12 protein-coding genes are annotated in these 14858 nt (G+C 67.1%); 9 read left to right on the forward strand and 3 right to left on the reverse strand.

Features of this window, described 5'->3' with window-relative positions:
• The first annotated feature begins 276 nt into the window (after positions 1-276).
• The 3 genes from P5W99_RS17015 (at position 277) to P5W99_RS17025 (ending at position 2908) form a co-directional block, all read left to right on the forward strand.
• Complete coding sequence (locus P5W99_RS17015; protein ID WP_421026365.1) at positions 277-504, forward strand: hypothetical protein; 228 nt, start codon at positions 277-279, stop codon at positions 502-504.
• A gap of 144 nt (positions 505-648) precedes the next feature.
• Positions 649-945, forward strand: a complete 297-nt coding sequence (locus P5W99_RS17020) for an H-NS family nucleoid-associated regulatory protein (RefSeq protein WP_421026366.1) — start codon at positions 649-651, stop codon at positions 943-945.
• Positions 946-1306: 361 nt separating this feature from the next.
• A complete protein-coding gene (locus tag P5W99_RS17025; RefSeq protein WP_421026367.1) occupies positions 1307-2908 on the forward strand; it encodes a peptide chain release factor 3 in 1602 nt (533 codons plus the stop codon).
• Between the two features lie 81 nt (positions 2909-2989).
• On the opposite strand, the gene P5W99_RS17030 is transcribed toward P5W99_RS17025, so the two are convergent.
• Complete coding sequence (locus tag P5W99_RS17030; protein WP_421026368.1) at positions 2990-4213, reverse strand: GGDEF domain-containing protein; 1224 nt, start codon at positions 4211-4213, stop codon at positions 2990-2992.
• Positions 4214-4412: 199 nt separating this feature from the next.
• On the opposite strand from P5W99_RS17030, the gene P5W99_RS17035 reads away from it, so the two are divergent.
• A complete protein-coding gene (locus tag P5W99_RS17035; protein WP_421026369.1) occupies positions 4413-6791 on the forward strand; it encodes a GNAT family N-acetyltransferase in 2379 nt (792 codons plus the stop codon).
• A 95-nt stretch (positions 6792-6886) separates the two neighbouring features.
• On the opposite strand, the gene P5W99_RS17040 is transcribed toward P5W99_RS17035, so the two are convergent.
• Complete coding sequence (locus tag P5W99_RS17040) at positions 6887-7432, reverse strand: hypothetical protein (protein ID WP_421026370.1); 546 nt, start codon at positions 7430-7432, stop codon at positions 6887-6889.
• A 161-nt stretch (positions 7433-7593) separates the two neighbouring features.
• Here P5W99_RS17040 and P5W99_RS17045 point away from each other — a divergent pair, with 161 nt between their 5' ends.
• Positions 7594-9651: a tetratricopeptide repeat protein gene (locus P5W99_RS17045; protein WP_434663952.1), complete on the forward strand. Its 2058-nt coding sequence runs from the start codon at positions 7594-7596 to the stop codon at positions 9649-9651.
• 6 nt (positions 9652-9657) lie between these two features.
• On the opposite strand, the gene P5W99_RS17050 is transcribed toward P5W99_RS17045, so the two are convergent.
• Positions 9658-10494, reverse strand: coding sequence for an IclR family transcriptional regulator (locus P5W99_RS17050; protein ID WP_421026372.1), 837 nt, complete (start codon positions 10492-10494; stop codon positions 9658-9660).
• Between the two features lie 188 nt (positions 10495-10682).
• On the opposite strand from P5W99_RS17050, the gene P5W99_RS17055 reads away from it, so the two are divergent.
• The 4 genes from P5W99_RS17055 (at position 10683) to P5W99_RS17070 (ending at position 14814) form a co-directional block, all read left to right on the forward strand.
• A complete protein-coding gene (locus tag P5W99_RS17055) occupies positions 10683-11759 on the forward strand; it encodes a sugar ABC transporter substrate-binding protein (RefSeq protein ID WP_421026373.1) in 1077 nt (358 codons plus the stop codon).
• A 95-nt stretch (positions 11760-11854) separates the two neighbouring features.
• Complete coding sequence (locus tag P5W99_RS17060) at positions 11855-13381, forward strand: sugar ABC transporter ATP-binding protein (protein WP_421027053.1); 1527 nt, start codon at positions 11855-11857, stop codon at positions 13379-13381.
• On the forward strand, positions 13371-14459 hold the full coding sequence (locus P5W99_RS17065) for an ABC transporter permease (RefSeq protein ID WP_421026374.1): 1089 nt from the start codon (positions 13371-13373) through the stop codon (positions 14457-14459). The genes P5W99_RS17060 and P5W99_RS17065 overlap by 11 nt, the downstream gene beginning before the upstream one ends.
• Positions 14460-14475: 16 nt before the next feature.
• Positions 14476-14814: a UxaA family hydrolase gene (locus P5W99_RS17070; protein ID WP_421026375.1), complete on the forward strand. Its 339-nt coding sequence runs from the start codon at positions 14476-14478 to the stop codon at positions 14812-14814.
• Positions 14815-14858 lie beyond the last annotated feature (44 nt).

Here is a 14858-nt window from a genome sequence, read left to right on the forward strand (position 1 = left end):
GAGCGTTGTTTTCCGTGCGCTAGCCAACCGATGGGCCGTCCTGCCGATCTTATCCTCTGATGGCAAGTCGCGCTGAAATCTCCACGCCGTGAAAAAGCGGCGACAGAAATGCGACAGCAAAAAGGAGTAATAAAGGCAGCAAAGTGAATGGGACGACTGGCGAATAACCCGGCGGTATTGATGTAATGCAGCGGATCATGTGCCTTTCGTTATGGACATTGTGTATGCAGACGCCATGGCAAGTGTCTGCCAGAAGACAGTATTCCGGGGGGAACAATGAATCATCATCAACTTGAAAGGGACATCGAGCATCTCGAGCAGGTCATTGCTCGGCTTTCAGGCCACGATCGTATTCCGCTTTCCTATTGGCGCAACCGCATCGAATCGGTGTCGAACGCGGCGCTGGTGCCGTCGCAGATGCAGCGTGTGAAGCGCCTCGCGCAGGCGCTGGGCGAGTTGGAGATGCGCGTAAAAGAGAGTTCGTCACACGAAACGGTTCGTTAGGCCGATACGTCGCCGGAGTGCGGAGCGTGTGTAAAGAATCGCAATAAATTGGCTCGCGCCGACGAAAAAAGCCCGTAATTCGGCACTCTTTGACGTCGGAACGGTCACAATACGCTTGTGTGACTGAACTGGAGATCAATGTTCATGGCGAGCTACAAGCAACTGACTGCCCAACTCGAAAAGCTGCACAAGGAAGTCGCGGCGGCGCGCGAAAAGGAAGTTGAGCAAGCGATTGCCGAAATCAAGGCAAAGATCGCGGAGTACGACATTACAGCGGAAGAACTCGGTTTCTCCAGCTCGCGTCCCGCGAGCGCGCGCAAGAAGCCGCTGCCCGCGCGCTACAAGAACCCGAAAACCGGCGAGACCTGGAGCGGCCGTGGCCGCGCGCCCGGCTGGCTGGCGGGCGTGAAGAATCGCGACCGCTTTCTGATCAGCGAGTAAACAGGGTTCGAGCGGCGTTCAAGGGGGCTGCGGGCGGGCTTCGAGCCTGCTCCCGTAAAACCTCACCTTTGCGCGGCGCATGGCCGATCTACCGTGCGCTCGCGCGGCGCCATCCCCCAAGGCACATCCCGCCACCCCCGTAAAATCTCACCTCAGGCGCGCCGCTGGCCGCGCTCCGGCGGGCGTTTCCCGTTCGCGCGCGTGGCGATCTCGCCGCGTGCCGCCGTTAACCTTAGTCGTGCGCGGTAATGCCGTGTATCATTCGTCCCCGGCGCCTTCCGCCGCGCACACCGGTTGGCCACATACGCAACTCCCGCCGCGCGGCTGGTTGCCCGATTTCATCAGCGATACCCCTCCATCCATGTCAGTAGCCGAACTCAGACGCCGCCGCACGTTCGCGGTCATTTCTCACCCGGACGCGGGCAAGACCACGCTCACCGAAAAGCTGCTGCTATTTTCGGGCGCGATCCAGATTGCCGGTACCGTGAAGGGCAAGAAGAGCGGCCGGTTCGCGACGTCCGACTGGATGGAGATCGAAAAGCAGCGCGGCATTTCGGTCGCGAGCTCGGTCATGCAGTTCGAGTACGGCGACGCCGTCATCAACCTGCTCGACACGCCGGGCCACGAGGACTTCTCGGAAGACACCTACCGCGTGCTCACGGCGGTGGACGCGGCCGTGATGGTGATCGACGGCGCGAACGGCGTGGAAGCGCAAACGCTCAAGCTGCTCGAAGTCTGCCGCAGCCGCAAGACGCCGATTCTCACGTTCATCAACAAGCTCGACCGCGAAGTGCGCGAGCCGCTCGACCTGCTCGACGAAATCGAGCAGCACCTCGGCGTGGCCGCGGTGCCGTTCACCTGGCCCATCGGCATGGGCAAGGAATTTCAGGGCGTCTACGACATTCAGCGCGACCAGGTGCGCGTGTTCCGCGCCGGCGAGCAATCGCTGGGCGGCGCGGTGGAGACGCTGCAGCACATCAGCGACGAAGAAGGCGAAGCGCGCTTCGGCTACCACTGGAAGCGCACCAAGGAAGAAGTCGAGCTGATCACGGGCGCGACGCCCACGTTCGATCGCGACGCCTTCCTCGCGGGCGAGCAGTCGCCGGTGCTGTTCGGTTCGGCGATCAACAACTTCGGCGTGAAGGAAATTCTCGACGCGCTCGTCGACCTCGCGCCGCCGCCCTCGCCGCGCATGGCCGTGCAGCGTCCGGTCTCGCCCGAGGAGCCCAAGTTCACGGGCGTGGTGTTCAAGGTGCAGGCCAACATGGACCTCGCGCACCGCGACCGCGTGGCGTTCATCCGCGTGTGCTCGGGCCGTTTCGAGCGCGGCATGCAGCTGAAGGTCACGCGCAACAACAAGACCTTTCGCGCGAACAACGTGGTGAGCTTTCTCTCGCAGCGCCGGGAGACCGTGGCCGAGGCGTACCCTGGCGACATCATCGGCATTCCTAATCACGGCACGCTGAGCCTCGGCGACACGCTCACCGAAGGCGAAGACCTGCAGTTCACGGGGCTGCCGTTCTTCGCGCCGGAAATCTTCCAGACCATCGAAGTGGTCGACCCGATGCGCGCGAAGCAACTGGGCGAAGCGCTCAAGCAGCTCGGCGAAGAGGGCGCGATCCAGGTGTTCCGTCCGCTGCACGGCGGCGCGACGATCCTGGGCGCGGTGGGCCAGTTGCAGTTCGAAGTGGTCTCGCATCGCCTGTCGGCGGAATACAAGGTGGACGTGCGCATCATGCCCGCGCGCTATCGCCTCTCGCGCTGGGTCACCTGCGACGACGCCAACGAGCTGCGCCGCTTCACCGATTCGTACGAGGCGCGCATGGCCTACGACGCATCGAACGCGCCCACGTATCTCGCCTCGCACGTCTCCGAAATCGAAGTCGCGCAAAAGGCGTGGCCGAAGATCGTGTTCAACGAGTTGCGCGAGCATTCGGGCGCGCCGTTCCGCAAGAACATGTAAGTCTTGCCGTGGCCTTCCGCGGCCATGGATGCATCCCGAGCGGGCCGCTTCGTGCGGCCCGAATTTTTTGCGGGCCGCACTTCAAGCGTTGTAGGAACGCTCGGCGCGCTGCGCCATCTCCAGCCGGTTGCCGCCGAGCGCCTTCGCGCCATAGAGCGCCGCGTCGGCGGCCGATAGCAGGCTGGCGAGCGCGGCCGGCGCGTTGTGCGCTTGCATGCCCGCTTGCGTGTCCGATCGCATGCCTTGTTGCGCGTCGCTCAGCGCGAGCCCGATGCTGACCGTCGCGCGCACGCTTCTGCCGTCATCGGCGTGCGCAGCCGTTTGCGCGAAACGCTGCGCGATGCGCTCGCCGATCATCCCGGCCCGCTCGCTGTCGCGGCCCGCGAGCAAGGCCGCGAACTCCTCGCCGCCGATGCGCGCGAGCACCGCGTCCGGCCCTATCTCGGCGCGCGCGACGTCGGCGAAGGTCTTCAGCACGGCGTCGCCGGCCTGGTGGCCGTAGCGGTCGTTGATCGCCTTGAAGCGGTCGAGGTCGAATGCCAGCAGCGCCACGCGTTCGCGCGTCCCCGCGCGGCTCAGCACGCGCGTGCCTTCCTCGAAGAACCAGCGGCGGTTGCCGAGCCGGGTCAGATAGTCCGTCCGGGATTCCTGCACGAGCCGGCTGTGTGTTTCGTCGCGCACGAGGCGCAGCAGCGTCATCGGCAGCACGACCGAGTACAGCACACCTTCGTACATCGTGATCTTGCTGAAGAGCGGCAGCAGGTCTTGCCCGTAGCGCGCCGCGAGCCACGGCAGCACGCACGCGCGAAACGCGTAGAGCACCGCGTGAACGCCCGTCACGATCACGGCGATGCGGCGCGCCTGCGCCCATTCGAGGCCGTCGTTGCGCAGCAGTTCGCGCGTCGCCATGGCGCAGGCCAGGGAAATCGGAATCGCGCTGTAGTAGAGCCACATGGCGTCCTGGCCGCGTGCGCCCGCAATGGTCCACGCGAGCGCGAGCAGGGCGAGGATGACTGCGGAGGCCGTGCGGTATTGCCGCCCGCTCATGACGGCGAGCCCATGCGCGATCTGCAGATAGCCGGTCACGATGACCAGATTGCTGATGGCGCCGCCCCACGCGCCAGGCAAGGCGTGCCGCCAGATGGCGAGCGCGACGCCGACGCCGAGCGTGGCATAGCCGCCGGCAAGGATTTTCAGTTCCCTGCTGCGCTCCGGATGCGCGCGGTGCTCCCAGAGCGTCATGCCGGCGCTGGCGAAAAGCGTTCCGATTGCGAGGGAATAAAGGGTGAGAAGATCGACTTGCATCGCGGGCGTTAGAGCTTGTTGTTGGCGCGAACGGGCCCTCGGGTGCTGCGCCGGAAAATTGCGGCGGCGTCGCGCATTCTACGCTGAAAGCGTCTCGCGAAGGCGTGCTTTGGCGGCCCGTTCAGGTGGCGAAATGCGCGCAGCGCGGGAGCAGTTCGCCTATCCTGAGCGGATAGCGAGCGCACAGCGAGGAGGAGCAGTGACCGTACGCAATCTCGATGCGATATTCCAGCCGAAATCGGTAGCGGTGATCGGCGCTTCGCAGCGACCGGGCAGCATCGGCCAGATGGTGTGGCAGCGTCTCATCGAAGGCGGCTTCGCCGGCCCGCTGTGGCCCGTCAATCCGCGCCACGCGGGCGAGCTGGCCAGCTTCGACGGCAAGCCCGTGCTGGCCGATGCCGGCGACTTGCCCGAAGCGCCCACCGTCGCGCTCATCTGCACGCGGCCCGCCACGTGGCCGGCGCTCGTGCATCGCCTCGGCGGCATGGGCACGCGCGCGGCCATCATCGTGGGCGAAGTGCGCACCGAGGAAGACCGCGCCGACCTGCGCCACGCGCTCGCGGCGGCGCGCCCGCATCTGCTGCGCATTCTCGGGCCCGGCACGCTCGGCGCGCTCACGCCGGCGCTCAATGCGCAGCTCGGCGCGGCCGCCACGGTTGCGCGCACCGGCGGCGTGGCATGGGTCTCGCAGTCCAACGCGCTCACCAATGCCGTGCTGCGCTGGGCCGGCCCGCGCGGGCTCGGCTTCTCGCACGTAGTGGCGCTCGGCGACGAAGCCGATGTCGATGTCGGCGACGTGCTCGACTATCTCGCGAGCGATCCGTCCACGCGCGCAATCCTGCTCGAAGTGGACAGCATCGGCGCGGCGCGCAAGTTCATGTCGGCGGCCCGCGCGGCGGCGCGCAACAAGCCGGTGCTCGCGCTGCGCAGCGGCCGCGACGATCCCGGCGACGCGCTCTACACGGCGGCGTTCCGGCGCGCGGGCATCGTGCGCGTGGATACGCTCGACGACCTGCTCGACGAAATCGAAACCCTGGGCGTGGGCCGCGTGGCCGCGAGCGACACGGCCACGCTCATCACGAGCGATCGCGGCGTGGCCACGCTCGCGCGCGACGCGTTCATGAAGGCCGGCGACACGCTCGCGCGCTGGAACGACGAAGCGCGCGCCGCGCTCGAGACGGCGCTGGAAGCGGCGCTGCCGCGCACCCAGGCCGGCAATCCGCTCGTGCTCGGCGACACGGCCAAACCGGAGCACTTCGGCCTCGCGCTGCAAGCGCTCGCTTCGCAGCGCTCGACCGGTACCGCGTTCGTCGTGCATGCGCCCACGCACAGCGCGCCCGTGGCCGAGGTCGCGCGCACGCTCATCGAAAACCAGCGCTTTGCATATCGCGGCATGCTCGCGTGCTTCTTCGGCGGCGTGGACGACACAACGCGCGACGCGCTGCATGCGCACGGCATTCCCGTGCATACCACGCCGCGCCGGTTGGCGCGGGCGTTCGCGCGTCTCGTCGATTACCGGCTCGGGCGCGAGCTCCTGATGCAGACGCCCGAGAGCATGCCCGCGCAAGGCGCGGCGGCCATCGAGGCCGCGCAGGGCGTGGCGCGCGCGGCGCTGGCGGCGGGGCGCACCACGCTCGAAGGCGCGCAGGCGGCGCAGTTGCTGGGTGCGTTCGGGCTGCGGACGCTGGACAGCGCGGAGCAGTCGTCGGCCGAGGCTGTCGTCGACGTGAGCGTGGAGTTTCGCGACGACGAGAACTTCGGCCCGGTGTTCCATTTCGAGGCGCCGTCGCCCGACGGCTTCTCGCCGCCGCTGCGCGTCTACAGCCTGCCGCCGCTGAATCCCGTGCTTTCGCGCGACATCGTCGAGCAGTCGCCCTATGCGCGCCGTGCCGCGCCCGAGCCGACGCTCGAAGCGCTGACCGGGCTTTCGCAGGTGGTGTGCGAGGTGCGTGAGATCGTTGCGATGCAGTTGACGCTGCGCGTGCTGCCGCATGCGGTGATGCTGGTCGCGCCGCGGCTCACACTCGCGGAAAAGCGCAGCCGCTTCGCGATCATGCCGTATCCGCGCCGGCTCGAAGAGACGCTCGACTGGCACGGCGAGCGCCTGACGATCCGGCCGATCCGGCCCGAGGACGAGGAGATGCATCGCGCCTTCATCGACACAATGACGCCCGACGACTTGCGCCTGCGCTTTTTTTCGGCGGTGCGCAGCTTCGATCACACGCAGCTCGCGCGCATGACGCAGATTGACTACGACCGCGAGATGGCGCTGATCGCGACCGTCGAGGGCGAGGACGGCAAGCCGCGCACGCTCGGCGTGGCGCGGGCGGTGGCCGACCCCGACAACGAGACCGCCGAGTTTGCCGTGGCCGTCCAGTCCAATCTGAAGCGGGGCGGCCTGGGCCGCCTGCTACTCACGCGCATGATCGCCTACGTGCGCTCGCGCGGCACGCACTGGCTGCTGGGCGAGGCGCTGCGCGAGAATGCGCCGATGATCGGGCTCGCGCGCGCGTGCGGCTTTACGGTGACGCCCACGGAGGACCCGGGGGTAGTGGGGTTCAGGATGCCGCTGGATTGATGTGGTGCGCCCTGGCGGCGTGCCCCGGCGATGAGGGACTGCGCGGCGTGAGCAGGCCGCGCAGCCGCCGGGCCGCCGTCAGGTTGCGGCCAAACTCAGGCGGCGATTTTCGCGAGTGCGTCGTCCACTTGCGCGCGCGTGACCGAGAGCTCTTCGAGCCAGCCCGCCGCGTATTGCGCGCCGGTTTCCTTTTCCAGACGCGCAATGGTCGCGGCACAGCGCGCGGCGTCCTTCGGAGTGGCGATGAAGGCCTTGACCGACTGGCCGCCCTGGAACGCCTCGAACAGCGGCGTGCGGATTTCCTCGGGCAGCGCGCGCGTGGTCCACTGATGCGTCTTGCCGTTGAAGGTCAGCGCGGGCGGCAGCACGCGCTCCTTGCGCGTGGCCGGGATCAGACCGAAGTTGCGTGCGGCTTCGGCGATCTGCTCGGCCGAGAACAGCTCGTCGGGCGTGATCTCGAACTGCGCGATCGCGGTTTCGACGGTCTTCATCGCGTTCGCGCGGTCGTCGCGCTTTTGCTGTGCGCGCGCGACGATATCGCGCAATTCGTCGGCTTCGTCGCTCGAAATCGTGAAGCTGGCCTGTTTCTGCTGAAGCTCGGAAAAACGCTGGAATTCTTGATCGGTCAGAAGTTTCGCCATGAGGTGTGCATGCGCGTCCGGCGCACGTGGCGCACACCGGACGGGTTTTTTGAGAGGGCCGCCATTCTAACCGTTTTGCGCGCCGGGCTTCCACTTGCGAACCAGGATTCAGCGCGTGCGCAAGACGCCGCCGTGCGCCACGGCAAACCAGGAACGCTCTGATGTTCCCACCCCATCACGCTTCCTACGATGGCGTGATGAAAATCTCCACACCGACTCCGTCGCCGCGTTCGGCCGCCTTGCTCAAGCGCGGCATCGACCGTCTGAACGCCGAACAGCACTCGCTCGCCGAGACCCTTTTTCGCGAAATCCTGGCGCAGGATCCGCAGCACGCCGACGCATGGCATCAGCTTGGCGTGGCGCTCGCTCGCCAGGCGCGCTATGCCGACGGCGAGCAGGCGATCCGCAAGGCGCTGGCGCTGCGCGAGAGCGGCGCGCTGCATCGCGACCTCGCATGGACGCTGCTCTGGCAAGGCCGTGACACCGAGGCCATCAACGCGTACTTCGCGGCCATCAATCTGGGCGTGCGCGAGGCGCGCATGTTCAACAACGTGGGCAACCTGCTCAAGAAGCACAACGACTTCGAGCATGCCGAAGCCGCGTATCGTGCGGCCATCGAGATCGATCCCGGTTATGCCTTCGCGCACGGCAACCTGGCGGTTCTGCAACAGGACGCCGGCCAATACGAGGCTGCCGAAGCGAGCTTCAGGCGCGCGCTCGAACTCGATCCGAAGTCGATGCACTTCTGGCAATGCTATGGCGGCTTGCTGGAGCGTCTCGACCGCCTGGAATTGGCCGATGAAGCCTATTGCCGGGGCGGGCGATGGGAGTCGGCGCAATACGTGCGGCGACGCGTGGCGCACTGGCGCGACCTGGACAAGATCGACCGGGCCGCCCTGGAGATGGTTGCCGCGGGCGCGGTGGAGAATCTCACGCCGTGGGGACTGCTGGGCATCCCGGCGCTCACGCCGGCGCTGCACCGCGAGGCCGGGCGGGCCTTCGCGCAGTCGCGCTGGCGCGGCGAACTGGCCGCGTCGCCGCTCGTCGAGCGTGGCGCGGGGCTGGCCGACGCGCTGGCGGCCTTCGAGGCGGGCGCGCGCCTGCGCATCGGCTATCTTTCCGCCGATTTCCACGATCACGCCACGCTGCGCCTGCTCGCGGGCGTGCTCGAATTGCACGACGCTACGCGCTTCGACATTCATCTGTATTCGTATGGCGACGCCGCGCCCGATGCCGCGTGGCGCGAGCGGCTCGCGGCGCTGCCCGCCACGCTGCACGAAATCGGCGCGCTCACCGATGCGCGGGCGGCCGCGAAGATCGCGACCGACGGCATTCATGTGCTCGTCGACCTGAAGGGCTATACGACCGGCACGCGGCTCGGCATCACGGCGCTGCGGCCCGCGCCCACCGTCGTGAGCTGGCTCGGCTATCCGGGCTCGCTCGGCGCGCCGCGCCTGGCCGACTACGTGATCGGCGACGCGGTGGTGACGCCGCCCGCCGCCGCATCGTTCTATAGCGAGACGCTCGCGCTGATGCCGCATTGCTATCAGCCCAACGATCACCGGCGCCAGTGCGCGCCGCGGCCCACGCGCGCCGCGGCGGGCTTGCCCGAGCGCGGCTTCGTGTTCTGCACCTTCAATCAGACCTTCAAGCTCAATGCGTGGGTGGCGTCGGTCTGGTGCCGCCTGCTCGCGGCAACGCCCGGCAGCGTGCTATGGCTGCTCGACCCCGGCAGCGAGATGGCGCGCACGAATCTGCATGCGTTCTTCGAAGAGAAAGGCGTGGAGCGCGCGCGCGTGATCTTCGCCAAGCGCGTGCCGCAAGAGGCGCATCTCGCGCGGCTGCAACTCGCGGACCTCGCGCTCGACACCCTGCCGACCGGCTCGCACACGACCGGCAGCGACGCGCTGTGGGCGGGCGTGCCGATGGTGTCGGCGCTGGGCTCGCTGTTCGCGGGGCGCGTGGGCGCGAGCTTGCTGCATGCGGTCGGGCTCGACGAACTGGTCGCGCGCGACCTCGACGGGTATTTCCAGATCGCGCTCGCGCTCGCGAGCGATCCGGCCTGGCATGCGCAGATCCGCAAGCGGCTCGCGGCGGCGAAGACCGATGCGCCGCTCTTCGATACGGCGCGGTTCACGCGCGATCTGGAGCGGCTGTTCGCGGCAATCGTCGAGCGCGAGGCGAACGGCGGGGACGGGGCGGTGGTTGTGGGAGCGTGAACGCCCTTACCCCTCTCCCTCCCGAAACATCGACAGCGTCTGCACCGTCTCGCCCAGCATCCGGGTGGCCTCGTCGAGCGAGGGCGCGACGTATTCGTCGATGCGCTTGAGGAACGGGCAGGTAAGCGCCGCGATGGCCTGCCCCGACGGCCCGAGCACCGGAAACGTCACGTCCGTCACGCCAAAAATCTGCTGGCTGTCCTTGCGCGAGAAGCCCGCGCCGCGGATCTGCTCGCAGACCGCTTCAAGCGCGGCATGGTCGATGGGGACTTCGCCCTTCACCTTCGTATGCTCAGCGAGCATGTGTGCGCGCTGCTCCGCGCTTTGGTACGCGAGGATCGTGCGTCCCGAATTCGTGTCGACGAGACCCACGCGCGCGCCCAGCCGCACCGCGATGCCCCACGTGCCCGGGCCGTCCACCTGCGCGATCACGAGCAGGTTGCCGCGGTCGTACACCGCGAGGTGGCACGACTGCTCCGCCGCGTTGGCGAAGCGCTGCATGAGCGGCAGTGCCTCGGCGATCAGCCGCTCCATCGGCGGATGCCGGTGCGCTAGCGCAAACAGCTTGAGGCTCAGCGCGTAGCGGTCGCCGGCCTCCGAGCGCATCACGTACTGGCGCGCTACCAGCCGCTCCAGCATCCGGTAAATCTCGCTCGCGTTACGTCCCAGCGCCTTCGTGATCTCCGCGCGAGTCAAGCCGCCGCGCTGCTCGGCGAGCAGTTCGAGAATGTCGAGCCCTTTGTCCAGCGCGGGCGCGCGATAGCGGTCGCCGTCGTCTTTCTCGTCCAGCTCCGGCTCGCCCGGCAGCGCATCGGTTCGCGGTTTGCGTGCGTTCGTATTCATTTTTTTTCCTTGCTTTTTTATCTCGTCCCAAATCCTGAGCAGCCCAGGGAAATTCCGGACCTTTGCTGCATTGCACATTCCTTGACCTTGGATCGTGCGTATATGAATAATAGGTTCACTGGTGAACATATGCCAGCGGCGTGCTCTTGGATTAGGTCTACAACGACAGAATGGACAAGGAGACAGACATGGCGTTCGCATCCGGGCTATTCGAGGCCCGCTGCTTCACTGAAACCCGCAAGGCACGCGCTTTCTCGCGCGCAGCGAAGACGTTGTGCGCCGTGGCGGCCTGCGCTGCCGCGCTAGGCGCGCCCGCCTCGGCGCAGGCCGTCGAAGCCGGCAAGGTGGGCCTCGGCCTGCCGCTGCTGACCTCGCCGTTCTGGCAGTCGTACAACAACTATCTAGGCACGTACGCGAAGCAGATGGGCGTCGATGTTCTCGCGCCCGTCAACTCGAACAACGACCCCGCGCAGCAGATCACCGACATGAACAACATGATCAATCTGGGCGCGAAGGGCATCGTGGTGGGGCCGATCGATTCGGCGGCCATCAGCCGCGCGCTGGCGAGCGCCGCGCAGAAGAACGTGAAAGTGGTGGCCGTGGATGTCGCGCCCACGCAAGGCGCCGTCGCCATGGTCGTGCGCGCCGACAATCGCGCCTATGGCGAGAAAGCGTGCAAGTACATCGGCGAACACGTGAAGTCGGGCAAGGTCGTGCAGATCATGGGCGATCTCGCTTCCGTGAACGGGCGCGACCGCTCGGAGGCGTTCCGCGCGTGCCTGAAGAACTATCCGAATCTGTCGCTGCTGGAGATTCCGGCGGGCTGGAAGGGCGACGTGGCAGCCAGCGCGCTCGACAGCCTGCTCACCGCGAATCCCGACGTGAAGGGCATCTACATGCAGGCGGGCGGCGTTTATCTCTCGCCCACGCTGCAGACGCTGCGCCGCAAGCAGCTGCTGTTTCCCGCTGGCGATCCGAAGCATATCGTGATCGTCTCCAATGACGGCATTCCGCAGGAATACGAAGCAATCCGCAAGGGCGAGATCGATGCCACCGTTTCGCAGCCCGCCGATCTCTATGCGAAGTACGGCCTCTACTACATCAAGGCGGCGCTGGAGGGCAAGACCTTCAAGCCGGGCAAGACCGATCACGACAGCACGATCATCCAGTTGCAGCCCGGCATTCTCGAAGACCAGTTGCCGGCGCCGCTGGTGACGAAGCAGAACGTCGACGATAAGAATCTGTGGGGCAATACGATCAAATGAGCGATCAAACGAGCGACCGGATGAGCAGCGGCTCGAGCTTGGAGCAAGCGGGTGCGCTGCCGCGAGGCGGCGCACTGCATCCAGCGGCCTTTGCGATGCAGCCCGCGGCGGCCGCCGGGCTGCCGCCGGTGGTGGAGGCGAGCGGCGTGACCAGGCGCTTCGGCTCCACGGCAGCGCTCGCGAACGTGAGCCTGCGCGTGATGGCAGGCGAGTCGCACGCGCTCGTGGGCCGCAACGGCGCGGGCAAGTCGACGCTCGTTTCGATCCTCACGGGTCTGCGCAAGCCCGACGAGGGCGCCGTGCGCTTCAACGGCGAACCCGCGCCGCCCATCGCCGACCGCGATGCGTGGCGCGAGCGCGTCGCGTGCGTGTATCAGCACTCGACGATCATCCGCGATCTCACCGTTGCGGAGAATCTGTTCATCAATCGCCAGCCGCTCAGGCGCGGCGTGATCGACTGGACCACCATGCGCCGCGACGCACGCGCGCTGCTCGATCACTGGCGCATCGACGTGCGCGAGGACGCGCGCGCGGGCGATCTCACGGTGGAAGCGCGCCAGCTTGTCGAGATCGCGCGGGCTCTCTCGTATGGCGCGCGCTTCATCATTCTCGACGAACCTACGGCGCAGCTCGACGGCGACGAGATCAAGCGGCTCTTTCGCCGCATCGACGAATTGCAGCGCGAGGGCGTGACGTTTCTCTTCATCTCGCACCATCTGCAGGAGGTGTATGAAATCTGCCAGGCGGTGACGGTGCTGCGCGACGCGCGCCATATCGTCAGCGCGCCGGTGGCCGAGTTGCCGCGCGAGCGCCTGATCGAGGCGATGACGGGCGAGCACGGCGGCCTGAACGTGGCCGATGCGGCCGCGCGCGCGGCTTTGCCCGCCGACGCGAAGATCGCGCTCGACGTGCGCGGCATTTCGGGCGGCGATTACCGCGACGTTTCTTTCCAGGTGAAGCGCGGCGAAGTCGTGGGCATCACGGGCGCGACCAGCAGCGGGCGCACGAGCGTGGGAGAAGCCGTTGCGGGGCTGGCCGGCCAGCAGGCGGGCGAGATTCGCGTGAACGGCGCGCCTCTGAAGCCCGGCGACGTGCCCGCCGCGCTCGCGCAAGGCGTGGGCTGCGTGCCGAAGGACCGCCATCACGAAGGGCTCGTGCTCACGCAATCGGTGGCCGAGAACGTGTCGATGACGATTGCGGGCCTGCTCGGGCGCCTCGGCTTCGCCTCGCCGGCGAAGAAGAACCAGGTGGGCCAGCGCATGATCGAGGCGCTCGGCATTGTCGCGCAGGGGCCCGGCCACGTGGTCTCGGGGCTCTCGGGCGGCAATCAGCAGAAGGTAGTGATGGCGCGCGCGCTCGCGAGCACGCCGCAAGTGCTGGTGCTGATCGACCCCACAGCGGGCGTGGACGTGAAATCGAAGGAGGCGCTGCTCTCCGTCGTGGACCGCGTGCGCGACGAAGGCAAGGCCGTGCTCGTGGTGTCGAGCGAACTCGACGATCTGCGCACCTGCGACCGCGTGGTCGTGATGTTTCGCGGCAGCGTGGTAGCGGAATTCGCCGCGGGCTGGCAGGACCACGAACTGATTGCATCGATTGAAGGAGTCGATCTTCATGAAGCATAGCGTTAATGGTGGTGCAACTGCGGGTGGTCTACCGGCGGGTGGGGTATCCGCGCCGGCGTATGCGGCAGTGCAGCCCGATGCGGCCCAGGGCGCCTCGGCGGGACGCGGCGCGCGCAGGCGCATCGAATTCGCGCGCCTGCGCGAACTCGCGCTGGTGCCCGCGCTGTTGCTGCTCATCGTGATCGGCGGCTTCGTGAGCCCGAGCTTTCTCACCAGGGCGAATCTCATCAGCGTGCTGGGGGCTTCGGCGGCGCTCGCGCTCGTCGTGCTCGCCGAATCGCTGATCGTGCTCACGGGCAAGTTCGATCTCTCGCTCGAATCGACGGTGGGCATCGCGCCCGCCGTGGGGGCGATGCTCGTGATGCCGGCGGCATCGGCGGGCTTCGGCACACAATGGCCCGCCTTTGCAGGACTCCTTGCGATCGTGGTCGTGGGTGCGCTGGTCGGCTTCGTCAATGGCTTTCTGGTCGTGCGGTTGCGCCTGAATGCGTTCATCGTCACGCTGGCCATGCTCATCGTGCTGCGCGGCATGCTGGTGGGCGCGACCAAGGGCGGTACCCTGTTCGACATGCCCAACTCGTTCTTCGCGCTCGCCACCACCATCGTGCTCGGCTTGCCTCTCTCGGTCTGGCTCGCGGCCGCCGCCTTCGCGTTTGCCGCGTTCATGCTGCGCTACCACCGCGTGGGCCGCGCGCTCTATGCGATCGGCGGCAATCCTGACGCCGCGCGCGCCGCGGGCATCCGGGTGGAGCGCATCACGTGGGGCGTGTTCGTGCTCGGCAGCATTCTGGCGGCGCTGGGCGGGCTGATCGTGACCGGCTACGTGGGCGCGATCAACGCGAATCAGGGCAACGGCATGATCTTCACGGTGTTCGCGGCGGCCGTGATCGGGGGCATTTCGCTCGATGGCGGCAAAGGCACCATGTTCGGTGCGCTCTCGGGCGTGCTGCTGCTCGGCGTGGTGCAGAACCTGCTCACGCTTGCCCAGGTGCCGTCGTTCTGGATCCAGGCGATTTACGGCGCGATCATTCTCGGCTCGCTGATGGTGGCGCGGCTAGCGGGCGGCGACCAGAACTGAACGGCGGAGGCGAGACTTGAGTTCTATCGTGAACAGCGGTGCACCGCATACCGATGCGCGTCTGATCCTGCTCGCACCGGAAGACAACTGCCTGATCGCGGCGGCGCGCCTGCCAGCGGGCGAAACGCTGGAGATCGAAGGCGAGCGCGTGACGCTCGCAAAGACGATCGACCTCGGGCACAAGGTGGCGCGCCACGCGCTGGCGAAGGACCAGAAAGTGCTGCGCTATGGCGCGCCGATCGGCCATGTGACGGCAAACGTGGCGCGCGGCGAGCATCTGCACACGCACAACCTCGAAAGCGACTATCTGCCGACTTACACGCACGACACGGGCCACGAGTTCGTATCGCACTGATTGCACCGATCGCACCGATCGCACTGATGCCGATGAATGCCATG

The organism is Paraburkholderia sp. A3BS-1L, assembly GCF_051125215.1.
In the GTDB taxonomy this organism is placed as follows: Bacteria; Pseudomonadota; Gammaproteobacteria; order Burkholderiales; family Burkholderiaceae; genus Paraburkholderia.